The organism is Bacillus sp. JZ109 (assembly GCF_053903135.1).
Genome location: NZ_CP096388.1, coordinates 1,476,165 through 1,499,111, shown reverse-complemented (window position 1 = coordinate 1,499,111; position 22,947 = coordinate 1,476,165). Strand labels below are relative to the sequence as shown.

Sequence of the window (22,947 nt, the reverse complement as noted above, 5' to 3'; positions counted from 1 at the left end):
CGCCAGTATGCGTCCCATTACGTCATTATTTTGCTTGTGCTGCTTGTTCTAAGGCTTCAATACGTTTAACAAGTTCATTGTATTGCTCTTCCGTCCCAAAGCCATCTTTACCAGGATCGCCCTTCTCTCCTTTAGGACCTTGTGGGCCAGCTTCACCCTGCGGACCCTGGGCACCGGTCTTTCCTTGAGGACCTTGTGGGCCCGTGTCTCCTTTCGGTCCCTGTTCGCCAGGATCGCCTTTAGGGCCCTGCGGACCTGCTGGACCTTGTTCTCCCTGCATCCCCTTGATAAACAAAGGATTTTCTTCACTGTTTCCGCCAAGGTAAACCCGTGTTATCGGCTTTCCGTCCGTGTCTTTTTCCGATGCTGTCCATACACTTCCACTTTTATTTAGAAATTCTTCCGCCATTTTCAATCATCCTTCCTAATTATTTTTTTATTGCCCCACGTCTACTGCTGACTGGTCTTCTGTGCTAGTTGTCGGTTGATTGATAGTGACAAAATAGCCGGCTTTGTCATCAGCTTTCTTCACATCGAAACGAATCGCCAGGGAAAGGACCTGTCCATAAAGATCATTTTCCACCCATTTCGCTGTAGCTTTTAATCGATTCGCAAAAAGAACAGCCCTTTTTAAATCCCCGATAAACATAACCGCATCGCCGTCTTTTTCACCTAAAACAAGATCATCTACAACTGTGTTTGGTATACCAAACAATACTTTTCCGGATGGGGATGAAATATTTTGCTGTAAAATGTACTGACCGTTTTTATCTTTCAACGTATCTAAGAATTGGAACGCTGAAGAAGTTGCGACAATATCACGTTTATAGGCCTGTTTTAAATACACATTGAGAATTTTCTTAAGTTCGTCAGTTCCTGAGACTGTCATCGTTGTAAATGTGCGCAGAACTGCAGCAATTCGTGAATTACGTGTATTCCGTTCAATTTGTTGCAAATAATTTGCTACAAGAGCTGTTAAGTCAACACCCGAATCGTCAATAGCCTCCTGAGAAATTGGCAATTGACCGCGGTAAGTTACAACCTTCCACTCCACTTTCTTAAACTTTGGTTTCGCTAACTCTGGGTTTTTCTCTAATTCTTCTACAGAGTTGAGTTGAGTGCTAGCGTTCTCCAGAACTGGATAAGTACCAGATGAAGTTGTAACAGAAACGTTATTTACCATAGTACCAAGGTCAACAACGTCTTCCGGTTCCTGTTGTGGCTTAGTGATTACATCAATAGGAATCAGCACTTCTGCGCCATCAGATTTCAACCCGTCGCGTTTTTCCCCTTTTGATCGCAAAAACTCTTCAAAAGCTCTTACCTCTTCTGTCTTACCTGGCTTGATGATTGTACGGAAGCCTCCGCCATGCATTGATCTTTTCTCCTCGTCGTCTTCTTCTTTACCCCCAGCTGGTGCAGGGTTCTCCGGCTTAAGCCCGGCTAACTCTTCATACTCCGCAAGCTTTTTCTGCAGGCCGTCAAGCTCTTCTTTCATGGAAGTGATTTCACCTTTCAGAGCTGTAGCTTCGTCCAGCTTGTCTTCTTCTGCTCGTTTATGGGCTTCTGTGATTTTTGTATTAATGGCTGTTTGTTTTTGAGTAATCTGTGATCTTAGTTCCTTAATTTTTTCAGATAACATGTGTTTGCTCCTTTTCAAATAAAATAAGCACCCGGTTTTCGAGTGCTTTACAATCCCATTTTTAATAAATCCAGCTGCAGCAGCAGCTTTTCTTTTTCCGGATTCCGGTTTCTTTCCTCGTACTGCTGCAAATTCCGTTTTGCAATTGTCACGTCAGTGTCTTCATAAGCCGGATAAGTAACGACTGACACATCTGTAAGCTTTGAAATGTTTCTCAAGCTCCGCAACGGCAGGCCGGTTTCCTGGTCACGAGTAAAACTATCTCCATCCTTCCCCAGCATGAAGCCGAAAGAACAATTCGAGATATTGCCAACCCGCAGATTTTCGTATAAATCCGATGCGTACTGTGTATTCGGCAAAGTAACATCAAACCTTAAGCCAATGTCATCAACTTCAAGCTTAAGCGTGCCGGCAGACGTACGGCCAAGAATCTTGGACGGGTCATGGTCAATTAAAGCCCGCACATCGCTCATGTCTGTCTGATCCAGAGCCCTTTTATCAATCATTTCAATAAAACCACCCAAATTGTGGCTGCGGGTGCCGAACTTTAAAGCATAACCGCTAATTACTTTTGGGCCGTCATCGTCTGAATGAGCTTTTAAGGTCCCTTCCTGCGATGTTCTAATCTCTACTTCCTTAGACATTCCCCTCACCTCCTTCACCTGCTGACGAGATCGGCAGGCTCTTTGCTTTTGCTTTCTGAATCTCGTCCATCAAATCAATGTTCACATAGTTTAAACTCATGTAACGGTTGTCCCCATTTGGTATTGGCTCGTAACCATACTCAGCCAGGGCATTATTGAGAGAGAAAATACCGTTTTGCAGCAAGGCAATAACGTTCTCACGCTTTGTTTTCGCATCTGTTTCTCTAAATCGCCGTGTGTCGAATTGAAATTTCAGTTGTAGGTTTAAAGGATACGGCAGCATTTTGAAATTCAGTTCTGAGGCAATGGCCGTGAAATAGTTTGATAATGTATTTGTCAGATAGTCCAGGTTAGCTTGTTCCAGCGATGTATTGACTTGTTCAATACCCAGCTTATGGGCGGGCAGGCCAAACACTTTGGCGATCTGCTTTGTTGAATGCGTGTAATTATTAACAACCTCAAGCACTTTCGTATTAATTTCTAACTGGCTGAACTCCATATTTTCGTCGAGCACAACCACGCGCTGCTGATTTTTTATCCCTGAGTTTGCTTTTTCAAATTCATCACGAATCTTGTCCTTTGCTTGAGGAGACAAATGACCTTTTTTCATGTTGACAATACCGCTTAAATTGACGCCTCTTCTAAAAAAATCCGTAACAAGCCGTTTTCCAGCCTCTTGGCTTTCAATCTCATGCTTTAGACTGGAAAGAGGGCTCATCCCCGTTATACCGTCCAGGCTGAAAAATTTAATGTGCAGTACATTTTCAGGCTTCAAAACTCTTTCTTTGCCGCCAGACGGATAATACCGGTACAGTATTTCATTCCGGTCCTGCAGCTGCTCGGCATAGACTTCACTGTTCCGCATATGGATAAGCTCCAAGGGCGTTCCTTCTTTGTCCCGGATGATTTCGGCGTATGATTGTCCATTCATTAGTGCGTTAGCCACAAGAATGAATTTGAAAAAGTACCCCGAATAATAATCATTGGGTTTCTCATTCAGCAGCCTGAATAGATCAGAGTTCTTTTCTTCTACACCATTATGAGAAACCATAATTGGAGACGCCGCAATATCAGAAGATAGTGTAAGAATCGCAGTGAACACATCGCTGTTTTTTATTGCACTTACAGACGTGTAAGACAGGCCGTCCAAACCAACAATAATTTCATTGAACTCTCGTGCTCCTGGGCTCTGCTTATCTAACGATCGAAAGAATGCCACTTAATCACCTCCCTTCCTCTTCTTTTGGATTCAGTAAGAAGGCAATAAGAACGAGAAAAAGACCTGCCACAATAAAGCCGGCTACTGGATGGAGAAAGAAAACTCCATAGTCGATAACAAACAAGCCTGCCAAAAATAAAAGAGTATGCAAGTTCAACTTAATAAACTGACATACTCCCAACAAAAAGGTATTTATTTTTCCGATTTTCATGGCGCCCCCTCCTTCCCTAAAGAGTAAATTCTTCGCTTTCGTAATAAGAGTTCCAATCAAATTCCTCTTGTTTGTAATGGTACATAGCGCCCGTGTGTGCGTTCATCATTGCCGCTGCAGGGTCAATCTTTTCCCTGTATAGCGCTTTGTCAATTTGAATCGTATCATTCACTTTTTTCAGCATTGCATTGTGCATCGCCGTATCAAGTAATGGGTTCTTGCTGTGTATGATTTTTCCGTCGAATACATTCAAACGAAAATCTTTTGTTGGTTCAGATAATGTGCGAGGACCTTGACGAACTTCAATCAGCACATCTTCATAGCCATATTTCTCAATTTCATTTAAGAATAAAGAGATATTGTAAGGGTCAAAGAAGATTCCCTTTACTTGTAAATCAAATTCTTTAATATGATTGATCATATAATCCACAACCTGCTGCAGATTAATGATTCCAGACTTTTTGTCCGTAATTGTACAGTATCCGGCTTTCGCAAGAGTGCGATAATCCAGTTTGTCCCGCTCAATTTTATTATCTAGTCCGCCTTTTGTTCCAACAAACGAGTGACTGTCCACATAAAACGTCTCATTTTCATCCTCTAACGGATAAATGAAACTGAGAGCAGATAAATCATCTGTTCGTGATAAGTCAACCCCTATGTAGACCGGCTTTCCTGTAATGTCTGGGACCTCATCTACACCGCGCTTTTTCCAATCGTTCCCGTTGATAAAACTTTCAGAGGAAGCAGACTGCCATATATTAAAGTTTTTTACGAGTGTGCCGTTTAAATCATCTTTATCAAGAGCCTCTTTTAGTTTTTTGCGCAGATTGGTCAGAAGTTTCTTTTGAAGGCCCTCGACCTCAAGTAAAGGATTGCTTTTTATCCAAGTGCTTTCGTCGTAAATTTCTTCTTCGTCATCTTGTTCATAGACAATTGCAAAATAGTTTTCATTTTCCTTACGGCCACTTAAAATATCGTCAACATAAGGGTACTCCTGCGAATACATGGGGCCGTTCAGCTTAAAGCCGGCTGTACTAATGATTAAGATAAGCCCCTGGTCCTGCTGCCCTTGTGAAGACTCCAGGACTTCCATCATTTTTGTGTTGGACGCTGTGTGGTACTCGTCGAGAATTCCAATCAGAACGTTCAAACTGTCCAGGTTATCAGTATCCCTTGATAAAGGCATAATGACGCAGTCATCTTTCAGGTACCGGATTTCATTTTGTATGATCTTTGTCCATTTTCTAATTGCCTTTGACTGGCTTCTTATCTTTTTCAATTGCATGGAGATCATTTTAAAAACAGTTTTTGCTTGGCCTCTTGAGTTAGCTGTCGCATAAATTTGCCTGTCAAACTTAGGGGATTCTCCGTAAATCAATTCGTACAACGCAAGACCTGCTACAAGGACGGATTTTCCGCCCTTCCTTGCCATGCTTATATAGGCTTTTGTGAAACGGCGAAATCCTGTCTCCTTATTTCTCCAAGCGTAAAGCATGTATACGATGAATTTTTGAAATAGGGCCAGTTTCGTGGGCTTCCCCGTTGATATGTCCGGCAGTATTTCAAGAAATTTGATGACCTTTTTTGCCTTTTCAGGTCTGTACTCATACTCAAAAGACGGGTCAGCCGCCCTTTCTAAATCTCTAAGATGACGCTGACAGGCTTTTTTTACTTTCTTACACGCCGTTATCTCTCCGTTTACTACCTTTTTTGCATAAAGCGTGCCTGGATCAATTCTCTCAGTCGTCATCATTCATCATGGCACCTAAGAGGTCCTCCTCATCGTCATCGCCGTCAAGCCCTACAATTCGCAGACGTGAATCCAGAGATAAACCGAGCTGACCCGCAATCCCGCGAATTTCCTTTGACATGCTGTTCATGATATCGACGGACGGGTTTTTCTTTTTTACCTCAAACCCTTTACTATTAATTTCAATAATAGTTTGCCCGTCTGTCATTATGTCTTTGAGAGCCATTCTATATTGAGCGTAGCTGTTGCAATAAATGGCTAGTAACGTCGAATCCAGTTCAGAGATTGGCATTTTAATAATATGCGGGTAGATTCGCCTCCACTCATTTTTAGCCATCGTGGACAGCCAGTATGGTGGGTTTTCTTGCAGAGGCGAAAAATCTTTTAATTTTTCTTCCTGCTGCAGACGCTCTTCCCGCTCTTCATTAGTAATTTGTCCTTTTAACGTTTCTGTCAATTGCTTTCGTCTCGCCAATCAAAACCACCACCTTTCGTCCAAAATGCGAACTATAAATTTGAGCGAATTCGGCAAATTAAGAAAATGAAGATCGTCCCATACCTGCCAAGGATTTGACCACCCAAATGAAAGATCAAAAACAAGGCCAAATAAGTAAAAATCAAAATTTCATTTCAACATTTTATACAAAGTTAACGGGGCGCCGATGCCTAAGAAAAATTTTTTGGTACCCGGTTAAAGTTCGGGGGGACCTCAGTCGTCTTTTTTGATATTTATTGTTGTTAATGAGTGAAAACAGCATGCAAACCAGAAAATAAACCACGATGTTAGATACGGATGCTCAAATATTGTCTGCATTACCTTCTCCTTTCCCAAACGTGACTTGGTTATGATGATACTGACAAAGCACCTCAAGATTATTTAAATCAGTACGTGCCTGATCATCGTTTAAAACGTCTCTAAGCTCTTTAAACTTATGATGGACTACTAACCTATGAGACTTATTTAAACGTCCCTGTGAGGCACAGACGGCACAATGATAGTTACTTTCTCTAAGCTTCTGTTCTCGAAGAAGCTTCCACTCTCTCGAATGGTAATAAGAATAGAGCTCATTGTTCTCCCTGTTGTACCTAACATCTTTGTTGTACTGCTTGTCAGCATAGCCCTCGTGCTTCTCACAATAGCGTTGTGTCCAGTCGACATAGTTGCGGCAGGCTGGCGCGTTACATCTTTTCATTGGCAAGAGAAACAGCTCTCAGATGAAAGGGACTTCTCTTCAGCAGGTGGCTCATTAACAATGGTGAAGTCTTCAACTTCAATCGTTGCTAGGTCCAATCCTGCATCAACAATCACAATGCCTGTTTTAATTGCCCCTTCAATTTCCCTGCGTATTTTTTCTTTTGCTCCTCTATCGAGAGGTACATCCGTTTTAACAACTAAAATTTTCAATCTATTCATCCTCCTGACGTTTGAAGTGTCTGTTATAGACAATTGCCTTTGTTCCGAACTTGCATTCTTTATCAAAGTATTCAATGTCTATATGGGTTGGATTGATTGTCGAATCATCATTTGTTAGAAAAGAAAAATTTGCGTTTATAATCGAATCAATCTGTTTCCCTTTGTGAAAAATACGAGGTGCCGAATCAATGTCATCAAGTTCAATTTGTAGCAAAGGCAGTTCTTTAATTTGTTGGACTGTTAGGCTGCTGAAATCCTTTTCTGGAATAGCAAGATCTGCCCCGTATTTACTACTGATATGGGCAATGGCATCGTTGATAACAGCAACAGGAGAAAAAGACTTTTCTTCCGGGAATGGTTTCCGCACAAATCCTGTTAACAATTGACCGAGTCCATGCAATCTCTCAACAACAGATAAAGGCACGCCTTCATCACAAACAACGTTTGTTAGTCCATCTAACGCTATCTCATTTTCATAACTGATGAATGTTAAATCTGGATGTAATTCTTGATAATCTTTTGCGATTCTCGGATCATGCATAAGAACAGGAGAATTGTTTTTTCTCGCAAACTGGATCAATGCACTTGTTTTGCCGAGAAGCCTTTGGTTTGATCTTGTATAAATAATTTCATTGCTCTCTGCTGCCTTTTCCAATAAATCAGAAATGCTCATATATGATAGATTCAAATCCATGAAATGCCGCTCCCTTTTCACAAAATAAAAAGCGCCCTCCCGATTGGGAAAGCGCCTGTCGATTTATTGCCTATTACCATGATACATCACATAAAACAAAATAGTTTGCCGTTATCCTGCCATCTTTCTGCCAAAAAATTAGTCTTGTATCAAGTCACTTACATTTTCGTCTACATTTTTTTCTTCGTAAAACTCTACAAATTGCTCAAACCTGCTTTTATTATTCTTCAATTGACTTACCTCATCATTAGTTAAGAGTTTCTTTTCATTAAGAATACTCAATAAACTATTGATTGTATTTTCTTGTTCGAATAACATTTCCATCATTCTTACCTGATCCCTGTGTTGGAGATCAATATAATTCCTTTGTTCATCAACCTTATCTACAGATTCATCTACCAAAGTGGTTAACAATTTAATATAACCATCATGTTTAGAATAGAACGTTCTGCCAAACCTAATATTCAAATCATAATTCTTTGAATCTGTTAAAAGTGTTATTGGGTAATATCCTTTGCTTTCCCAAAGTAATGTTCTGATTTTTAAAATCTCCTCATATTCATCAAAACTCAGCTCTGTAGCAAATGTAACCGCTATACCCCATTCGTCATCATCCAACCGGTGAGCGTAAGGGGTAATTATCATATCACTTATCTTTAATTGAATACTCATAGGTTATGATACTCCTTCTCTACTTTTAGATTGTTCAGTTTTTAATACATGCCCTTTTGTTCTAAACGTGAAGCTGTTGCACCTCTACTCATAATATTCACCACCTGATATGTAAATTAAAAACGATTAAACCATGCCTTTTTGTTCTTTCTTTGATCCAGAACCTCTACTCATCCCGCTCACCTCCCTTAAAGACTAATAAATATCTGGTTCATCAAAATAATGAAAATCATCTTCTATTTTTTTATTACAATCATTGCAGCAAAACCAATACCCCCACTCATCTTCTATCTGTGTATGTGATCCTGAACTATTTTCACACTTACAAAAATCAAATTCTCTGCTCAAGAAACTTCCTCCTTCTGTCATTTTATACTAATCATATCAGCTGCCTTTCTCACAATCACGAATTAATTATCAGTAACTTTTATACTTATCCCCACAATCCACGGATTACCCATATGTTTTATACTGTGCAACTCGTCGAACTGAGCCAACCCCTTGTCCTCTCTGTTTTTAACCAATATCCCTAAAATGAATTACACACCTGTTATTTTTGAGGAATTGACGAAAAATGCAAAGAAAAAGGCCCATCCTTGTTGTTTTGGATGAGCCTGGTTATATTTTAAATTTCTTCATAGCGTTGTTCATGGCGTCTTGATTGATCCCAATATACCGCAGGGTTGTCCGTTGGTCCGAGTGATTAAATATCTCTTGCAGCATGGCAACGTCCTTTGTTTGTTTGTAAAAGTGATAGCCAAATGTTTTCCTCAATGTATGAGTGCCAATGTCATCTAACCCCACATACTCAGCAGCCGCCCTGAGGATCTTGTATGCCATCGACCGGGATATTGGCTTGTTAATCCCTTCACGGCTTTTAAAGAGAAATTCATGATCCTCTTTCCCTTCGACATAGGCCTTAAACTCTTTTTGAAGAGCCGGCGTCATATCGATTCTCTTTTTCTTTTTCGTTTTCTTCTCTATGAGATTGAAGTATGGCCGTTTAGCGTCTCTCACTCTCAGCTGCAGAATATCTGATATGCGGAGCCCTGAATTGATACCGGTGACGAATAGCATGTAATTCCTCATGTTTTGCTCTTTCAAAAACCTCTTGATATAAAAGATACATTCCGGATCACGTATAGGCTGAACGAAATTCATTAAGAAGCCGCCCCTTTCTTGTAGACTTCTTCTCTTAGAGCAAACGCCAGCCGGTAGAGAGCCTTCGCCTTAACACGATAATAGCTGCGCTGGCTCAGGTCCATTTCTGCATACACTTCATAATCATACATTTCTTCCGGCTGCATATAGAGCATGACGATGATCTGCCGTTCTCTTTGAGAAAGCCGGTTAACAGCCCTTTGAATCCTTTTTAAGAATTTGTCACGCTGAATCTCCCAATCAAGACGCTTTAATGCTGCATCTTCCGTCGATGAATGAAATTCATTCGTAATGCTCGGCGGAACAATGCTATAAGTTGGTGTAACCTTTGGCAAAAAATCATCTGGCACCTGTAAGAGATATAACCGGTATTGATCAAGCAGCTTCTCTGCTTTTAATTTAGTCGCTTCTTCGTCAATCTGAGGAATATTTAATGTTAATTGATTCATATTTTTACCCTCCCGTTTATTTGCGTCTTAAAGCCCCGCCTTTGCCTCTTTTCAATGTTTGCCTATCTTGACCCATCATTTGCCGCCAAAACCGTTCAGAACGCTCCTGTGTGTTTTTATTGGGCTTTTTCTTCCTTTTCTTCATGCCGTCCCTCCGTTCAAATAAAAAACGGACACCAACCAGAGCACAGATATTCTGTACAGTGATTAGTGTCCGCAGGCGTCTCCATCTTGGACTTATTTAATTTTGTTCTGATGCCCATTTCAATTTTTTGAAATCATCAGAGCTTATTGCAATACCCTCCGTTCCACAGTGTGCACAATGAACACCATTGGGGTATTTAAGCACTTCGATATATGTCCATTCTTCACAATCCTCGCAATAGTAGCTGTGCAATTCTTCTTTTGTCACTCCGCGCCCTCCAATAACTCAGGGTTTTGAAAAATATCGCCAACGACTTCTATTTTTATTCCGTTATGTAACGGGATGCAATCGATATTGCTTGAATCTAGTGTTAAAGCATAGTAACCCTCGAAGTAACAGACGGTGTATTTTCTACCAAGAAAATCAGCCAAAGCATAATTGTAAATCTCCCGACCGTTCTTATCCTTCAACCCTGTGCCCCACATGAGGACCGCATTTTTTTGTGTGCTATCCGCAAGCCGAATTGGATGAAGTGATAAGCTGGTATGGCGGTACAAGCTCCATCCCCCGACTGTAATAACGAGACTCAATCCCTCATCATCCCAATAATGCATCTTCTCGCCGTCCCAAACTCTGTATGATGTGTTCATTGTGCATCCTCCTTCAATAATTGAGCCGATACAAGAATCTCTTTAAAATGTGACATTGCATGATCCCACCCGCTATAATGTCGAGAAGAATATAAGCGTTGGATGTTTTCACGTGCAGCCTCCATTTCATTGAATCCTTTGATAATTTGTTTGATATTTTGATTGTCGTCCAGTGATTGGATAGCTGCTTCCAGATAGACTGCATGATCAAGAGTTTCTTCAAGTGCATGTTGCAACCAGCCGCGCAGGTCGTAAGCATTAATGTGGACGGGCTGGCCGTACTTGGCAAGCCCCTTTTCCTGTTGTGCTTTTAGTTTGCTGATAACGGCTGAAATGATCGGGTTGTCTGTGGGGTTCATCAATACCCCTCCTGCTGCCGCTGATGATTGACGGCGTTTTTGTCCATGTATGCGGATTCGATCTGTTCAGGCGTGAATCCGAGTGTTTCCCCCAATGAGTTAAATAAAGAAAATAGATTTTCATAATTATAATGGGCTAATTCGTTATCTATTGTTGTGCATATCACTTCATCATTTAGATATACAATTGCATTGAATACATCCATAAAGGCATGTACACCAGTTCCTTTTGTGGTAGTTCGTTTCAACTCGTCAACGGATTCATTGTTGTAGCCAAGCCGGTTCCCAATGCTCAAGATAAAATGCAGACAGTCCACGTATTCTTCAAGTAGTGGATTTTTATCACGAAAAGCATTTACATAACCTACTCTACAAATAGGACACTCTTCATAATCAGGCTCAAATAAGTTTTTAAAATCTTCTTTGCTTAAAATTTCACCGCAATTGTCATTTTCACATCGGAAAAAGGCTGCATTTTCAGGAGTCGCACCAACAGTTGTTGATAAATTTGTTCTTGGCTTTTGATTATTACTCCAATGCTTAAAGCCGCGCCATTCATTCGCACACTCGGCCAGCTCCACCTGTAAAGCAAGAATGAGGTTTGGCAGCAAGTCCTGACCTTCCAGCCCCTTCTCTTTAATGATCCGTTCATCAAGCACCTTTTGCATTTCGAACATTTTTTGTAGATTCATATGTTTACGCTCCCTTATTTCCGCCCGCCGACGGTTTTCATTAAATTGTCTTGCAGCAGAAACATAAGATAGTTCCTGCCATTGTCACCGTACTTCTGTTCAAATACTTCAATTACTTGCTGGAGAACAGGCTTGTAATCTTGTTTAACTGTCACACGCCGCACATCCCTTCACACTCATTCAGAAAGTGATCAATGTCGAGCTGATCCTCATTGAAATTAACTTCCTCTAACGGCTTCCCGGACTTATGCAAGAAGGCGTTATTTTTGAATCGTGGCAGCTTCCGAATAAGCCGATCTATTTCCACTGCGTCATTCCATGACTCTGGGTCCTTCATCTTCATGTCACGCCATGCGTTATAATCATGAAAAGGGCAGCCGATGCAACTGGACTTCGCCGGCGTTCCAAGTCCCTCACGCTCAACGTATGTAATGCAGCGTGACCGATCTATGAAAGCCACATCAACCAAAGGATGCTCGGCTACTTGCCAGCTTTCCCGGCTCGGCTTAACCCGCTGAATTTCATCGGTACTGATGCCTTTCCATAGGTGAACAACTTCTTTAATGCGCTGCCTCGGCTTGTACCCGAGCAATGAACGGATTTTCCGGTTAACCGGCAATATTTTGTATTCGTTTGTACACTGCCGGCGAGCGATGCCTATTTCACCTTTTGAATCTCGAGTAAAGAATGGAATACTGGCAAACCGATCACCTGTCTCAGCGCCTTGTACAATGTCATCACGAATATTCCCGTTATCTGTGAAGATGATTTCCCGTCCATATGTTGCTTTGATGTGCTCGTTTACTTTATTGACCCAGTTATAAACGTGTTGAGGCTCCCAGCCAGTATCAGAGAAAATGATATAGTCAGGAATAACTCCATTTATTTCACCTTTCAGAGCCATAAGGAGAAGGGCCGTTGATTGTGTGCCCCCTCCGTATGAAAGAACGTGTATATGCTTTTTGCCATCGTCATAATGCTGCTTAATCACGCTGTCATCCCCCTATTCCCAGCCGACTGCGATTGCAAAGAATAAAACCACAACCATCGCCCCAATGAGCCAGCCATTTGTTTTGTCCCTTTTTGCAATAATTGCGTCATTGCCGATCATTCTTAGATCATCAGCCTGAGCAACGATCAAAGGCACTTCCTCGACATTAACCTTTAAGTGTTCGGCCGCCTCGTAAATGGTCATCGCTTCGTCCTTCGTGGATTTGACTGCCCGCTGCAGCTCAACTTGTAAAGGAATCATTTTGCATCACCTACTAATGCTTTTTTTGCGGTATCTCCCCAATCCATATCAATAGCAGGTGGACAGTCTTCAAATTCTTTTGTATATGTTGTTTCTTCCGCGTAAAATTTTAATGCTTCTTTATACCGCCCGTTCTCAGACTGTAGCCGCTGAAGCTCTTCCCGAGTCTGTCGGAACTGATGAACCGTTACCTCCTGCTGACGTTTGTTTTCCTCGATGATTTCCTTTAGCCCAATAACTTCATCAGCAAGAAGGTTTACCGCCTGATCCTTGCCGAGTGGTAGGCTGTTAGAACCCAGCTCGGTATAACAAACCCCTGAAATATCCTTACGAAACATAACGCCCGATAATAAAGTGAATTTATATTGGTTCATGTCCGTTCCTCCCATATCGCAGAGAGGACCGGCCCCTCTGCGTCACATTTTATATCCGATTTCAAAATCAATTCTTGAAAGATTGCCTTTTGACGTTTGCACGATTGTTTTACCGTGCTCCGGCATTTCCGTTAACTTGAATGATCTATTGTTTCCGTCAATCACAATGACGTAATTTTTATCATCTTCAATTTGATTAAGTACCTGTTCCAGATTTTCTATATGTTTTGGACAGTTCACTGTAAACGCCCCCGTATGGTATAATAGAAGTGTCGAGTTTCTATTTTCCATACGGGTGACGTCTACTAATGACTGTCATCACATCCAATCGTTCATTGGGAAAACTTGCAGCTTTGTCTGTGGTTCTTCTGTTGGAATGATTGGATGTTTTTTTATATACTCCAAACGTTCTTCCTCTGTCATAACCCATGTAATGACTTCTCCATGCTGACGTAAGTTTTTATTTTCTGTCATGTCCTCGCCTCCTTACTCTTCGTTCAATTGTTTGATGCGCAGGTTGTAAAGTGTCTCAATTTCATCGTCTGACTGGCGTTCCAGAAATGCTTTTCCGTATCCGCCCAAGATAGTGAGCCACTCAATCAAGTGCTGACGTTCTGTCCATTCCAACGGTCCCCGCTCCCTTCTTGATCAATAATTGCATCGCAGCATTTTTATAGTCAGGCGGACATTCTTCATACCGCACAATGACCATAAGTTGGTGAATGGTTGCTTTCTCAAAAGGGAAGGCGCTGCCTGATAAGATCATGTTCCGTCGCATCCTTTCCGAGAAGTCCGTTCCTTCGTGGCTGAATGAAGTCCCTGCTGGCTTGATCCATAACAAGGAATAGAACCTCGTCTATGTCTCTATCAAGCTCCTCTGAAATACAGATAATAGACTCATTGGCTTCCCACATTTCACGAAACCGCTTGATCTCCGAATCATTCCAGACAAAGTTTTTTTCGATGAATGGTATATACACCGGACTATCCTGCACGAACCGCCGCAGATTATCTTTTTTGCCTTTCAGATGCGTTCTCTTGATTGAAATTCGCTTATTCGCATTTAACCCATAAGGACGTGGCGGAAGCACGCGGCCTCTTGCAAAGTCAACAATGAGCAAAATGATTTCATCCGGCTTTCTATTCAGCAGCTCGGCCATGTCATAAATGGATTTGCCGTCATACCAGTAATCAACAACCTGACGCATTTGCACCAATGACCATTCAAAATTAAGATCAGTCAAAGCGATTTCTAACCGATCAGCAAGAACCGCAACGCTCATGCCAAACACTTCCTTACCGTCCCGGTATACCGATGAACAATGATCAATCTCTGTTCATGCTGCAGGTTTTTAGAAACCAACCAGTTGTTTGGATTTAAACCGTTTTGCTTGATAATGTCCTTTTGCGCGCGTGTTGGGCGTTTACCGTGTTTCAAACTGCATTCCTCCTAAAGTTTTGATAGTCAGCAATTTTCTGATCAATGAGAGCAATAAGTTTATTAATCTCTTTTTTGCGTTCAGCGTCAGTAAGCTTCCGTTCTGGCTTAAGCTCCCAAACGCCGGGCATAATCAGCTGAGCCTTAGTTCCATGCACTGTTTCCACCTCCTTTAGGGATACGTTTATCCTCTCCGGTAAACTTGACAACCTTTGTCCCTTTCATCATTCGAGATATGATGCGGCCGCCGTGAATACCGTATTTCTTTTGGAGATTTTCGACGTTGTAATTGGTGGTAATGATATTGGGCTTGTCCTGCCGAGACTCAATAATTGTCAGGATCAAGTCCGTGGCCCATGATTCCTCACCGTCTTTGTCCTTTTTGACGTACTCTGCGCCCAAGTCATCAATCACAAGTAACTGGCATTCTTCAATGTTTTTGAGAATAAGGCTTTCTGTTTCCGTCTTATCCCCGTATGAGTTTCGGATTTTCCGTAGCAGCATTTTTGTATTGGCGAAGATCACTTTTTTCCGCAGCTCTTTGACATACTGCGCAACGCTGTGAGACAAGTGACTCTTTCCGATCCCGTAATTCCCTTGTAGTAGCAAGGAATCAAAGTCTCCCCAGTTTTCAAAGTTCTCAGCGTACCATTTCAGCTTTCGAAAGGCGTCCATCTGTGAGTCTGATAAGCCTTTCACGTTGAAATTACCGAATGTGGCTTTCTGAATATCCGGAGGGACCAGACTGTTATTCCAGAAGAATGCGTCCGCTGCTGTTTCCTCTTGAAACTCAATCATTTCCTTTTCCAGCGCAAGATTGTCACAAGCTAAACACCGGCTGTACTTCTTGCCATTCTGTAAGTAAATCGGAACCTCGTTACCGCACCCCTCGCACTCTCTAACGCCGATCTTTTTCGGAAACAAGTGCTGCAGGCTTTTAGGAACTGCTTTAGAAAAGGCCTGTGTATTGGTTTGTTTCGTTTGCTGGGCTGGAATCAAACTGACGGCCTCCCTTTTGATTTAAGTAATTTTCAAACTTGGTACCGAATAGCGTTTCTGGACGAATGAATTTGTTCATTTCCGGATCATTTAACCATTCTTGAGTTTTAACAAGGATGACATGTTTAAAATCATTGAATCTAAAACCCTCGTTCCATCTTGCCTTAATAAGACTTCTTGTTTTCTGTGTAGCTGAACGATAGTTTTTACCGGATACTTTGTTCAAAAGGTCGATAATAAGTTTGTAAGGAATCACATCATTTTTGGAAGATGTGTCGTCGAGTTTACTCGACAATATATCTTTTTCTTTTTCTTCTTCTTTTTCTTCTTCTTTTTCTTGTCCACTTGTCGGTAACGTATCGTGATACGTGTCGTTTACGTATCGTGAAAAAGATTCCTTAATAGCATCATTAGGAATATGAGGGAAAATCAGCTCTAGCAATGATCTATCCTCGACCCCTCTCAACTCTTTTTCAATGCAGTCCATCATAGGTTTTCCGGCTCTATTTAGGTTGTATTTCCCCCACTTGATAATCGCAATTTCCCTAGTTTCAGAGTTATATTCGATTAACTTATGATGGTTTTGAAACCGGTCCATAAGACTATTAATCGATTCAATTGAATACCCAATATCAAAAGCAATCTGTTTTTTGGTAATCCGGTAAACTCCTATTTGAGTGGTGTTCGGATTAGTTAAAAGATACAAATAAAAATATTTATCCTCAGGTGTTAATTCCTCTAATACTTTCGGATCTTGCCAGAATTGCACATAGATCTGACGGTACTTAGACATTTGTTTCACTTCCTTGCTCTATTGCTTCTGTTTTAGTCAAGGCCCAAGGCGATCTCTTTCCGTTAACAATGACTGTACCCAACAGATTGTCAGCTCTTTCACTTCGAATAACCTTTCCGCCTTGCGAAAGAAGTTTATTCAAAGCTTTTTGATGAGTTGACTCAGATTCACTGATTACCAAGTGAAACCTGTTATTTTGCCAAACATGACTTACTAAGAACATTTCATCCAATCCTTTCCGCTCTGGTGCAATTTTTTTGAGCAATCCACGCCTCGACTGCACGCCGCGAAAACCTCTGTTGTGTTTTTCCTGAACCGGATCGCCCTGGTAACTCAAAAACCGGAAAATCAGGCTGACTGAAATATAATTCTTCTGCTGTTCTGGCTGTACATTTTAAGATTCCCTCGTAAACTTCTTTTTTAGTCAGAAGTTGATCTTGCGAGGATAAGACCGAAATCATTTCTTGAATTTTAGGAATCAAAGCAGCACTCACATTTGCGATAACGTCGTTTGTAATTCTTTCGATATCAGATTGTTCGAGTTCTATTTTCATACTTACCTCCTGCTTTTGTGTCATAATAGTACACAAAGTGTCTAAAAAAAATATTCCACTGGAACATTTAACACTTGAGAAATTCTATCCAAAGTTTTTAGACTCGGATATATTTTTCCGGTTTCAATCTTACTAATATAAGAGCGAGAAAGCTTTAGCTCTTCAGCTAAACATGTTTGTGTAAGATTATTAGCTTTTCTTTTAGTTTGTATTTTCGATCCCAGCTCTCTCATGACCACTAAAAATCACATCCTCTCTAAAAAATGTTACAAATAAGACCCAAAACAAATATAACACTCTCTCATTTTTTTGGCAACCCTCTAAATTTGTTTTTTGAGACTATATGTCACCATGACATGTTATAATAAGTACACATTGAATATATAGTTAAATAAAAAAATCGAGTTATCTTAATATATGATTTGAAAAAGGTGAGAAAATTTGTCAAACAATACGGGTTTAAAATTAAAAAAGTTAAGGAAAAGCAAAAAGTTAACTTTAAGAGACTTAGCTGATAAATTAGGAGTGACACACAGTTACCTATCAAAAATTGAACGTGGTGTTACGAATCCATCATTGAAAATGATTAATTCGCTTGCTGAATTTTTCGATGTTGATCAGTCTTATTTTTTCACCGAAGAAAAAAACCTCGACAATTTCACTGACGAAGAATTAGAACTCACTTTTGAACGCGACTTATCTATAGAAAACCTGAGAGAAAAATACAATTTAACACTTGGTGGTAAAGAAGTTTCGGATGATGAAATAAAAGTGATGTTAGAAGTATTGAAAGCATATAGAGAATCAAAGGGCGGCTCTCGCTCCGACTGACTCTTTCTCTAATAACTGCTTTAATTTTTCCAAATATTCATCCAGTGAAATTTCTTTTTTCATTGTTAGTAGCCCCTTTTACGAACGTTTGTTCTTATTATAATTGAATACACACTAAAAATAAATGAGTACATAAGGATTTCCTATTTTCTCGTTTTGTCAAAATAGGAAATCCTCTTTAAAAACACGAAAGACGTTGCCTATGTATTTGGCAGCGTCTTTTTAATAAAATATAGCTTTTTCTTTTTTAGGCTTCGGTGCTTCTTTGGATAACTTATAACTCATTCCCACTGGAGGATCAGCCAGTTGTTTAGTTCCAGTTGATGGAACAACTATATTGCTTTTCGAACCCGGAGCATCCTCGTTTTTTGTACTAAAAACAAATGCTAGTGCTATTGCTAAAGTAATCAAAACTCCTATAATTGTCTTTTTCACTAATTTTCACCTCCCTTTTTAATATATTATAATCAACTCCCAATTTTAGCAACTCCATTTTTGGTAGATTTGCTCTAAAGTAATCTTTCTTTTCGCAAAAAACATGTAGCGATAAAAGCAGCTTCTCCTGACTTCTTTCTCTTCTTCCGTCAAAATAAAATGCCAAAGCTGAATAATATTTGTCATCATAGAAATATTTTAAATTAGCTTCATTGACTACGGACTGAATAAAATCAGTCACTACATATTCTTTCGGCACGGATTTGTTCCAGAAAAGGTTTGCTATAGCTAATTGTTCTCTTAAGTCATTAGCTACAAAATATCTTTCTTTCGTGTTGTTTAATTGAATTCCTTTCTTGAGAAAGTTTGAAGTTTTCTCGTATGATTCAAATAAATATGATAAACCCAATATAAAATAACCATTAGTCACAGAGTTAACACTAAAATTTCTTTCAATAAGCTTTTCAGCAGCTCGTCTGGATTTATCTATTTCGTTTTCGAATTTAAGATACATATTGGCGAGAGCTTCGTCTGTGCGGCTTAAAAATGCTTTTTTAATAAATGGGTCTTTAATTTCAGGAAGCATATTGTGAATTTTTTTTATGTAGTGCAGAGATAAGTCATACTTCTCACTGTAATAAAAACAAAGCATCTCAAGAATTTGCAATAGTGTTTTTAAGTCATGAGAATTGGGTTGAAGCTTTTTTAACATTTCGAGGTAATCAACTTCGCTATAAACGCGATTATATTTTGACCATAGTTGCCACTGATAGACTATTGCCCATTCCTTTAATTCTCTGTTATTTCCCTCCAAGGTTTTGTTTAGAAGCATACAAGTGACTGAGTCCAAACTTTTAGAATGAGCATATTCAAAAGCAGTTTTTATATTTTTCTTAGTCGCTTCAAGGCAACATTGCCGCATGATTTCGACCTCGTTATCCTTATCAAGATAACTTACTATCTCGAGTACCATCCAAAGTGAAATTTCTTGCCCATTCAAAAACTTGCTTAAGTGGGCAGCACTAATTCCAATTTTATCGGCAATCTCTTTCTGTTTTTCATCCGACGACTCTATTATACGCTTTAAATGATTTCTAACATCAACTATACCTTCACTCATCATAATCACCATTTCAAAATTAATTTAACATACTGAACAAAAAAAGATTGTCGATTAATGACGAAAGAGTCAAAGAAAGAACAAAAAATCCAAATAGAAATAATTTTCCGATTCTTCTTTATTATACCACAATTCTGACTAAAAAGATATATTTTATATGTTATTTTAGTTCTAAACTGATAGAAACAATCACTATTTGATTCATTGCCTTAGTATCATACTTTGTGGATTTTTTCCTACAAAAACATTATGTAACATTGCATAATAGTATTAGAGTCTATATTTCAGAAAGTAATTGGAGGGAATAGCTGTGGCAAGTTATAGGAAGCGTGGGGATAACTGGGAATATAGAATCACTTACAATGATCCTATTACCAAGAAACGTCGAGAAAAAACAAAAAAAGGCTTCCGAACAAAGAAAGAAGCTATGATAGCAGCTGCAGAAGCTGAATTAAATATTGACCAACAATTTTATGAGAAAAACGATTCCATTACAATTTCGGAGTATTTAGACTTGTGGTTTGACACCTACAAGCACACTGTAAAAGAAAGCTCGTGGAAGGCTCGAAAAGACAGCATGGTCATCATAAAAAAACATATCGGAAGCATCAAAGTGAAAAACATCAATGCGTCTATGTATCAAAAATTTCTGAATGATATTGCACCTAATTATGCAAAGAATACATTAACAGGCGTACACCAAGTTTTTAAGATGATGACTAAAAATGCTATGAGAGATTCATACTTCAAACTTGACCCACTTGTGGGGATTCGTTTGCCTCGTACAAAAGACTCTGAACGAGTCACGGATGATCAGGATCTGAAAGACATAAAATTCTGGGAGAAGGAAGAGATATCCAAATTCCTACAATGTGTAAAAAGGAGAGGACGACCGCAAGATTTAGCTATGTTTGTTCTACTCGTTTATTCAGGGCTTAGAATCGGCGAAGCTGTGGCTTTAAAATGGGACAAGGTAGACTTTGAGGAATCTATCATACGAGTCCGCCATACTTTGTACCAACAAGGCGGTCTGAGAGACAATTATAAATTACTCAGCCCCAAAACTTCGTCATCAATACGAAACGTTCCTGTGCCGCCTCAAGTCATCAACCAATTAAGAATACTGAAACACATACAGAATCACATCAAAATGGAAAATCGCGATCAGTATAAGGATGAGGGATTTGTGTTCACAGACAAAATTGGCCGCCCTATCCCAGCCCGCAATTTCAATTACAAATTAGACACATATATAAAAAAAGCCGGCGTTACCCGGATCACACCTCATAACCTGAGGCACACATATGCATCACTTCTAATTGACGCAGAAGTTAAATTGAAAGAAGCTCAAAAACGTTTAGGACATGCTTCTTCAAAAACAACCTTAGACATTTATTCGCACATCATGAAAGATACAAAAACTGAAGCAATCGTTCAATTTAATGCAGTTGCAAATGATATTTTTTAAAAAAACCGTGGGCAAAAAATGGGCAAGGTCGTTTCTCAGACCTTGCCCATTTGCTCCAAAAGCCTATTATATAAGGTTTTTCTCTAGTATCGTCTGAATCTTTGTGACCATCAGATCAATTGCGACGTGATTCTGACCGCCTTCCGGGATAATAATATCAGCGTATCGTTTCGTCGGCTCGACGAATTGGTTATGCATCGGACGGACCACTGACACATATTGTTCAATGACAGAATCAATAGAGCGTCCGCGCTCATTAATATCTCTCATAATCCGTCTGATGATACGCAAGTCAGCGTCCGTATCAACATAAAGCTTGATATCCATCAGATCACGAAGCCTTTTGTCTTCAAGAACAAGAATGCCTTCAAGGATAATAACATCCTTTGGCTCTACGTGAACCGTTTCTTCTGAACGTGTGTGAAGCTTATAGTCATAAATCGGCTTTTCAATCGGGCGGTAATTCAATAGATCCTGAATATGCTCGATTAAATAGTCATTATCAAACGCAAGCGGATGATCATAGTTTGTGTTCAGCCTTTCTTCAAACGGAAGATGGCTTTGGTCTTTATAATAAAGGTCCTGCTGGATCATTAAAATTGAGTGTCCTTTAAACTGTTCATAAATGGACCGTGTGACACTCGTTTTTCCTGAACCGGAACCTCCTGCGATTCCAATGACTACTGGATTCTTACCCATGGGCTGTTACTTCCCCTTTCTCATCATGTTGCTCGGATAAATCTTTTTGTCTAGTTTGAATTTGACAATTTGCAGGGGATGGCGGGCAGCATCTAGCTCATTTCCGTCTTCGTCCCAAATGGTTTCAATCGTATGTGTAAAGTTTTCGATTTCTGGTCCGAAAAATTCCACTTCGTCGCCTTTTTTGAAGAAATTGCGCTGCTGAAGCGTGACCATTTGTGTATCTTCATCATAATTCAGCACTAAGCCGACAAAATCATATGTCGTTTTCTTGGCGTGTTCGCCGAACATTTGCTCTTCATAGCCTGGCGTTCCTTCAAAGAAAGCTGTCGCAGTGTCCCTGTTGGCGCACTTATCAAGCTCTTCAAGCCATTCTTTTTGAATCACAAAGTTCTCTGGATCAGCGCAATAAGCATCGATTACTTTGCGGTATACGCTGACAACAGTTGCTACATAGTGAATGGATTTCATGCGACCTTCAATCTTTAAGCTGTCGATCCCCATTTCAATCATTTTTGGAATGGATTCAATCAGCTTCAAATCTTTCGGGCTCATCGCAAATGGTGCATCTTCTTCACCATACAAAGCAACGGCGTTGGCACCGTCTGTTTGGTAGAGATCATAATCCCAGCGGCATGACTGGCAGCAGCCTCCGCGATTGGAATCCCGCGCTGTCATGTGATTGCTCAGCACGCAGCGGCCGGAATATGCAATACACATTGCGCCATGAATGAAGGATTCGATTTCGATATCTACCTTTTCTTTCATTTCTCTGATTTCAAGAGCGCTAGTTTCACGTGCCAGCACGACGCGGTCGAGACCTTCTTCCTTCCAGAATTGGACAGCCTTCCAGTTCGAAAGAGACTGCTGTGTGCTCAAGTGAACCTCAACATTCGGCGCCACTCTGCGGCATGTTTCGATAATAAGCGGATCTGCCACAATGATACCGGCAACGTTGGCGTCTCCAAGTGCTTTTAAATAGTCTTCAAGCCCGTCCATATTTTCATTATGGGCGAAAATATTCGTTGTTACGTAGATCTTCGCGCCATATTTCTTTGCGAATTCAACGCCTTCTGCAATTTCTTCGATCGTAAAGTTATCGGCATTCGAGCGCAGCCCGTATTCCTGTCCCCCGATAAAGACCGCGTCCGCTCCGTAATGAACAGCGATTTTCAGCTTTTCAAGATTACCCGCAGGTGCGAGAAGCTCCGGCTTTTTCATAATCACACGCTTTCCATTAACGATTGTGGATATTTTATCATTTACGGCAGTCATAGCTTAA

Annotated in this window: 39 protein-coding genes; 2 read left to right on the top strand and 37 right to left on the bottom strand. The window is 40.3% G+C overall.

Going from position 1 to position 22,947, the window contains the following annotated elements:
• Positions 1–25 precede the first annotated feature (25 nt).
• The 33 genes from M1D94_RS07735 to M1D94_RS07575 form a co-directional block, all read right to left on the bottom strand.
• Entirely contained in the window at positions 26–409 is a 384-nt protein-coding gene (locus M1D94_RS07735) for a collagen-like protein (RefSeq protein WP_088326041.1), read from the bottom strand.
• 27 nt (positions 410–436) lie between these two features.
• Positions 437–1,642 (bottom strand): phage major capsid protein, encoded by a 1,206-nt coding sequence (locus M1D94_RS07730; protein WP_456270491.1) that lies wholly within the window; start codon positions 1,640–1,642, stop codon positions 437–439.
• Positions 1,643–1,689: 47 nt separating this feature from the next.
• Complete coding sequence (locus M1D94_RS07725) at positions 1,690–2,286, bottom strand: HK97 family phage prohead protease (protein ID WP_014479869.1); 597 nt, start codon at positions 2,284–2,286, stop codon at positions 1,690–1,692.
• The gene (locus M1D94_RS07720; protein WP_010329623.1) at positions 2,279–3,505 is read right to left on the bottom strand and encodes a phage portal protein; all 1,227 of its coding nucleotides are present in this window, start codon (positions 3,503–3,505) and stop codon (positions 2,279–2,281) included. Before M1D94_RS07720 ends, M1D94_RS07725 begins: the two co-directional genes overlap by 8 nt.
• Positions 3,506–3,509: 4 nt before the next feature.
• On the bottom strand, positions 3,510–3,716 hold the full coding sequence (locus M1D94_RS07715; RefSeq protein ID WP_014479867.1) for a hypothetical protein: 207 nt from the start codon (positions 3,714–3,716) through the stop codon (positions 3,510–3,512).
• A gap of 16 nt (positions 3,717–3,732) precedes the next feature.
• The gene (locus M1D94_RS07710) at positions 3,733–5,469 is read right to left on the bottom strand and encodes a terminase large subunit (RefSeq protein WP_250621306.1); all 1,737 of its coding nucleotides are present in this window, start codon (positions 5,467–5,469) and stop codon (positions 3,733–3,735) included.
• A complete protein-coding gene (locus M1D94_RS07705) occupies positions 5,456–5,941 on the bottom strand; it encodes a phage terminase small subunit P27 family (RefSeq protein ID WP_013353510.1) in 486 nt (161 codons plus the stop codon). The genes M1D94_RS07710 and M1D94_RS07705 overlap by 14 nt, the downstream gene beginning before the upstream one ends.
• 322 nt (positions 5,942–6,263) lie before the next feature.
• Complete coding sequence (locus tag M1D94_RS07700) at positions 6,264–6,659, bottom strand: HNH endonuclease (protein WP_456270490.1); 396 nt, start codon at positions 6,657–6,659, stop codon at positions 6,264–6,266.
• A complete protein-coding gene (locus M1D94_RS07695) occupies positions 6,656–6,871 on the bottom strand; it encodes a hypothetical protein (protein ID WP_456270489.1) in 216 nt (71 codons plus the stop codon). Before M1D94_RS07695 ends, M1D94_RS07700 begins: the two co-directional genes overlap by 4 nt.
• A gap of 1 nt (position 6,872) precedes the next feature.
• Entirely contained in the window at positions 6,873–7,574 is a 702-nt protein-coding gene (locus M1D94_RS07690) for a hypothetical protein (protein ID WP_456270488.1), read from the bottom strand.
• A 138-nt stretch (positions 7,575–7,712) separates the two neighbouring features.
• Positions 7,713–8,246: a hypothetical protein gene (locus M1D94_RS07685; RefSeq protein WP_456270487.1), complete on the bottom strand. Its 534-nt coding sequence runs from the start codon at positions 8,244–8,246 to the stop codon at positions 7,713–7,715.
• Positions 8,247–8,441: 195 nt separating this feature from the next.
• Positions 8,442–8,594: a hypothetical protein gene (locus M1D94_RS07680; protein ID WP_164972540.1), complete on the bottom strand. Its 153-nt coding sequence runs from the start codon at positions 8,592–8,594 to the stop codon at positions 8,442–8,444.
• Positions 8,595–8,864: 270 nt separating this feature from the next.
• A complete protein-coding gene (locus M1D94_RS07675) occupies positions 8,865–9,407 on the bottom strand; it encodes a tyrosine-type recombinase/integrase (RefSeq protein ID WP_213419983.1) in 543 nt (180 codons plus the stop codon).
• Complete coding sequence (locus tag M1D94_RS07670) at positions 9,407–9,856, bottom strand: ArpU family phage packaging/lysis transcriptional regulator (RefSeq protein ID WP_003220267.1); 450 nt, start codon at positions 9,854–9,856, stop codon at positions 9,407–9,409. The genes M1D94_RS07675 and M1D94_RS07670 overlap by 1 nt, the downstream gene beginning before the upstream one ends.
• Positions 9,857–9,872: 16 nt before the next feature.
• Complete coding sequence (locus tag M1D94_RS07665) at positions 9,873–10,001, bottom strand: hypothetical protein (protein ID WP_048217672.1); 129 nt, start codon at positions 9,999–10,001, stop codon at positions 9,873–9,875.
• A 96-nt stretch (positions 10,002–10,097) separates the two neighbouring features.
• Entirely contained in the window at positions 10,098–10,268 is a 171-nt protein-coding gene (locus tag M1D94_RS07660) for a hypothetical protein (protein WP_193386862.1), read from the bottom strand.
• Positions 10,265–10,651 carry a YopX family protein gene (locus M1D94_RS07655; protein WP_048217673.1) on the bottom strand — a complete coding sequence of 129 codons (387 nt, stop codon included), beginning with the start codon at positions 10,649–10,651 and terminating at the stop codon, positions 10,265–10,267. The genes M1D94_RS07660 and M1D94_RS07655 overlap by 4 nt, the downstream gene beginning before the upstream one ends.
• Complete coding sequence (locus M1D94_RS07650) at positions 10,648–11,010, bottom strand: hypothetical protein (RefSeq protein ID WP_456270486.1); 363 nt, start codon at positions 11,008–11,010, stop codon at positions 10,648–10,650. Before M1D94_RS07650 ends, M1D94_RS07655 begins: the two co-directional genes overlap by 4 nt.
• A complete protein-coding gene (locus M1D94_RS07645; protein WP_456270485.1) occupies positions 11,010–11,702 on the bottom strand; it encodes a dUTP diphosphatase in 693 nt (230 codons plus the stop codon). Before M1D94_RS07645 ends, M1D94_RS07650 begins: the two co-directional genes overlap by 1 nt.
• A 14-nt stretch (positions 11,703–11,716) precedes the next feature.
• Entirely contained in the window at positions 11,717–11,857 is a 141-nt protein-coding gene (locus tag M1D94_RS07640; RefSeq protein WP_456270484.1) for a hypothetical protein, read from the bottom strand.
• A complete protein-coding gene (locus M1D94_RS07635) occupies positions 11,854–12,693 on the bottom strand; it encodes a phosphoadenosine phosphosulfate reductase domain-containing protein (protein WP_456270483.1) in 840 nt (279 codons plus the stop codon). The genes M1D94_RS07640 and M1D94_RS07635 overlap by 4 nt, the downstream gene beginning before the upstream one ends.
• A 12-nt stretch (positions 12,694–12,705) precedes the next feature.
• Positions 12,706–12,954: a hypothetical protein gene (locus tag M1D94_RS07630; RefSeq protein WP_456270482.1), complete on the bottom strand. Its 249-nt coding sequence runs from the start codon at positions 12,952–12,954 to the stop codon at positions 12,706–12,708.
• Positions 12,951–13,328, bottom strand: a complete 378-nt coding sequence (locus M1D94_RS07625) for a hypothetical protein (protein ID WP_456270481.1) — start codon at positions 13,326–13,328, stop codon at positions 12,951–12,953. The genes M1D94_RS07630 and M1D94_RS07625 overlap by 4 nt, the downstream gene beginning before the upstream one ends.
• Positions 13,329–13,370: 42 nt before the next feature.
• On the bottom strand, positions 13,371–13,568 hold the full coding sequence (locus tag M1D94_RS07620; RefSeq protein WP_046160674.1) for an XtrA/YqaO family protein: 198 nt from the start codon (positions 13,566–13,568) through the stop codon (positions 13,371–13,373).
• 78 nt (positions 13,569–13,646) lie between these two features.
• Positions 13,647–13,802 carry a hypothetical protein gene (locus M1D94_RS07615; protein ID WP_014480890.1) on the bottom strand — a complete coding sequence of 52 codons (156 nt, stop codon included), beginning with the start codon at positions 13,800–13,802 and terminating at the stop codon, positions 13,647–13,649.
• A gap of 12 nt (positions 13,803–13,814) precedes the next feature.
• Positions 13,815–13,955 carry a BH0509 family protein gene (locus M1D94_RS07610; RefSeq protein ID WP_003237439.1) on the bottom strand — a complete coding sequence of 47 codons (141 nt, stop codon included), beginning with the start codon at positions 13,953–13,955 and terminating at the stop codon, positions 13,815–13,817.
• Positions 13,956–14,062: 107 nt separating this feature from the next.
• Positions 14,063–14,611: a hypothetical protein gene (locus M1D94_RS07605; protein WP_046160675.1), complete on the bottom strand. Its 549-nt coding sequence runs from the start codon at positions 14,609–14,611 to the stop codon at positions 14,063–14,065.
• The gene (locus M1D94_RS07600; protein ID WP_003220291.1) at positions 14,608–14,766 is read right to left on the bottom strand and encodes a DUF6906 family protein; all 159 of its coding nucleotides are present in this window, start codon (positions 14,764–14,766) and stop codon (positions 14,608–14,610) included. Before M1D94_RS07600 ends, M1D94_RS07605 begins: the two co-directional genes overlap by 4 nt.
• Positions 14,763–14,924 carry a hypothetical protein gene (locus M1D94_RS07595; protein WP_153952969.1) on the bottom strand — a complete coding sequence of 54 codons (162 nt, stop codon included), beginning with the start codon at positions 14,922–14,924 and terminating at the stop codon, positions 14,763–14,765. Before M1D94_RS07595 ends, M1D94_RS07600 begins: the two co-directional genes overlap by 4 nt.
• Positions 14,911–15,765 carry an ATP-binding protein gene (locus M1D94_RS07590; RefSeq protein ID WP_326146987.1) on the bottom strand — a complete coding sequence of 285 codons (855 nt, stop codon included), beginning with the start codon at positions 15,763–15,765 and terminating at the stop codon, positions 14,911–14,913. The genes M1D94_RS07595 and M1D94_RS07590 overlap by 14 nt, the downstream gene beginning before the upstream one ends.
• The gene (locus M1D94_RS07585; RefSeq protein WP_456270480.1) at positions 15,716–16,558 is read right to left on the bottom strand and encodes a conserved phage C-terminal domain-containing protein; all 843 of its coding nucleotides are present in this window, start codon (positions 16,556–16,558) and stop codon (positions 15,716–15,718) included. The genes M1D94_RS07590 and M1D94_RS07585 overlap by 50 nt, the downstream gene beginning before the upstream one ends.
• Before the next feature lie 224 nt (positions 16,559–16,782).
• A complete protein-coding gene (locus tag M1D94_RS07580; protein ID WP_456270479.1) occupies positions 16,783–17,112 on the bottom strand; it encodes a hypothetical protein in 330 nt (109 codons plus the stop codon).
• A 41-nt stretch (positions 17,113–17,153) separates the two neighbouring features.
• Entirely contained in the window at positions 17,154–17,345 is a 192-nt protein-coding gene (locus tag M1D94_RS07575) for a helix-turn-helix domain-containing protein (protein WP_032731973.1), read from the bottom strand.
• A gap of 208 nt (positions 17,346–17,553) precedes the next feature.
• On the opposite strand from M1D94_RS07575, the gene M1D94_RS07570 reads away from it, so the two are divergent.
• A complete protein-coding gene (locus M1D94_RS07570) occupies positions 17,554–17,943 on the top strand; it encodes a helix-turn-helix domain-containing protein (RefSeq protein ID WP_041850162.1) in 390 nt (129 codons plus the stop codon).
• A gap of 222 nt (positions 17,944–18,165) precedes the next feature.
• Here M1D94_RS07570 and M1D94_RS07565 read toward each other — a convergent pair whose 3' ends face one another.
• Positions 18,166–18,378, bottom strand: coding sequence for a hypothetical protein (locus tag M1D94_RS07565; protein ID WP_144414559.1), 213 nt, complete (start codon positions 18,376–18,378; stop codon positions 18,166–18,168).
• Positions 18,317–19,501 carry an AimR family lysis-lysogeny pheromone receptor gene (locus M1D94_RS07560; RefSeq protein WP_250540212.1) on the bottom strand — a complete coding sequence of 395 codons (1,185 nt, stop codon included), beginning with the start codon at positions 19,499–19,501 and terminating at the stop codon, positions 18,317–18,319. The genes M1D94_RS07565 and M1D94_RS07560 overlap by 62 nt, the downstream gene beginning before the upstream one ends.
• Positions 19,502–19,808: 307 nt before the next feature.
• Here M1D94_RS07560 and M1D94_RS07555 point away from each other — a divergent pair, with 307 nt between their 5' ends.
• Positions 19,809–20,966 carry a tyrosine-type recombinase/integrase gene (locus M1D94_RS07555; RefSeq protein ID WP_456270478.1) on the top strand — a complete coding sequence of 386 codons (1,158 nt, stop codon included), beginning with the start codon at positions 19,809–19,811 and terminating at the stop codon, positions 20,964–20,966.
• 66 nt (positions 20,967–21,032) lie between these two features.
• Here the strand turns inward: M1D94_RS07555 and udk are convergent, their stop codons facing one another.
• Entirely contained in the window at positions 21,033–21,665 is a 633-nt protein-coding gene (gene udk, locus M1D94_RS07550) for a uridine kinase (RefSeq protein WP_041850165.1), read from the bottom strand.
• 6 nt (positions 21,666–21,671) lie between these two features.
• Positions 21,672–22,940, bottom strand: coding sequence for a peptidase U32 family protein (locus M1D94_RS07545; RefSeq protein WP_064670987.1), 1,269 nt, complete (start codon positions 22,938–22,940; stop codon positions 21,672–21,674).
• Positions 22,941–22,947 lie beyond the last annotated feature (7 nt).

What these genes read in the sequence shown, in the direction of transcription:
- M1D94_RS07685 (WP_456270487.1), bottom strand. Translation starts at nt 8,246, where the DNA reads ATGAGTATTCAATTAAAGATAAGTGATATGATAATTACCCCTTACGCT.
- M1D94_RS07615 (WP_014480890.1), bottom strand. Translation starts at nt 13,802, where the DNA reads ATGACAGAAAATAAAAACTTACGTCAGCATGGAGAAGTCATTACATGG.
- udk (WP_041850165.1), bottom strand. Translation starts at nt 21,665, where the DNA reads ATGGGTAAGAATCCAGTAGTCATTGGAATCGCAGGAGGTTCCGGTTCA.
- M1D94_RS07645 (WP_456270485.1), bottom strand. Translation starts at nt 11,702, where the DNA reads ATGAATCTACAAAAAATGTTCGAAATGCAAAAGGTGCTTGATGAACGG.
- M1D94_RS07580 (WP_456270479.1), bottom strand. Translation starts at nt 17,112, where the DNA reads ATGAAAATAGAACTCGAACAATCTGATATCGAAAGAATTACAAACGAC.
- M1D94_RS07575 (WP_032731973.1), bottom strand. Translation starts at nt 17,345, where the DNA reads ATGAGAGAGCTGGGATCGAAAATACAAACTAAAAGAAAAGCTAATAAT.
- M1D94_RS07735 (WP_088326041.1), bottom strand. Translation starts at nt 409, where the DNA reads ATGGCGGAAGAATTTCTAAATAAAAGTGGAAGTGTATGGACAGCATCG.
- M1D94_RS07605 (WP_046160675.1), bottom strand. Translation starts at nt 14,611, where the DNA reads ATGAGCGTTGCGGTTCTTGCTGATCGGTTAGAAATCGCTTTGACTGAT.
- M1D94_RS07700 (WP_456270490.1), bottom strand. Translation starts at nt 6,659, where the DNA reads ATGAAAAGATGTAACGCGCCAGCCTGCCGCAACTATGTCGACTGGACA.
- M1D94_RS07625 (WP_456270481.1), bottom strand. Translation starts at nt 13,328, where the DNA reads ATGAACCAATATAAATTCACTTTATTATCGGGCGTTATGTTTCGTAAG.
- M1D94_RS07675 (WP_213419983.1), bottom strand. Translation starts at nt 9,407, where the DNA reads ATGAATTTCGTTCAGCCTATACGTGATCCGGAATGTATCTTTTATATC.
- M1D94_RS07650 (WP_456270486.1), bottom strand. Translation starts at nt 11,010, where the DNA reads ATGAACCCCACAGACAACCCGATCATTTCAGCCGTTATCAGCAAACTA.
- M1D94_RS07670 (WP_003220267.1), bottom strand. Translation starts at nt 9,856, where the DNA reads ATGAATCAATTAACATTAAATATTCCTCAGATTGACGAAGAAGCGACT.
- M1D94_RS07710 (WP_250621306.1), bottom strand. Translation starts at nt 5,469, where the DNA reads ATGATGACGACTGAGAGAATTGATCCAGGCACGCTTTATGCAAAAAAG.
- M1D94_RS07725 (WP_014479869.1), bottom strand. Translation starts at nt 2,286, where the DNA reads ATGTCTAAGGAAGTAGAGATTAGAACATCGCAGGAAGGGACCTTAAAA.
- M1D94_RS07630 (WP_456270482.1), bottom strand. Translation starts at nt 12,954, where the DNA reads ATGATTCCTTTACAAGTTGAGCTGCAGCGGGCAGTCAAATCCACGAAG.
- M1D94_RS07545 (WP_064670987.1), bottom strand. Translation starts at nt 22,940, where the DNA reads ATGACTGCCGTAAATGATAAAATATCCACAATCGTTAATGGAAAGCGT.
- M1D94_RS07665 (WP_048217672.1), bottom strand. Translation starts at nt 10,001, where the DNA reads ATGAAGAAAAGGAAGAAAAAGCCCAATAAAAACACACAGGAGCGTTCT.
- M1D94_RS07560 (WP_250540212.1), bottom strand. Translation starts at nt 19,501, where the DNA reads ATGATGAGTGAAGGTATAGTTGATGTTAGAAATCATTTAAAGCGTATA.
- M1D94_RS07715 (WP_014479867.1), bottom strand. Translation starts at nt 3,716, where the DNA reads ATGAAAATCGGAAAAATAAATACCTTTTTGTTGGGAGTATGTCAGTTT.
- M1D94_RS07585 (WP_456270480.1), bottom strand. Translation starts at nt 16,558, where the DNA reads ATGTCTAAGTACCGTCAGATCTATGTGCAATTCTGGCAAGATCCGAAA.
- M1D94_RS07730 (WP_456270491.1), bottom strand. Translation starts at nt 1,642, where the DNA reads ATGTTATCTGAAAAAATTAAGGAACTAAGATCACAGATTACTCAAAAA.
- M1D94_RS07690 (WP_456270488.1), bottom strand. Translation starts at nt 7,574, where the DNA reads ATGGATTTGAATCTATCATATATGAGCATTTCTGATTTATTGGAAAAG.
- M1D94_RS07655 (WP_048217673.1), bottom strand. Translation starts at nt 10,651, where the DNA reads ATGAACACATCATACAGAGTTTGGGACGGCGAGAAGATGCATTATTGG.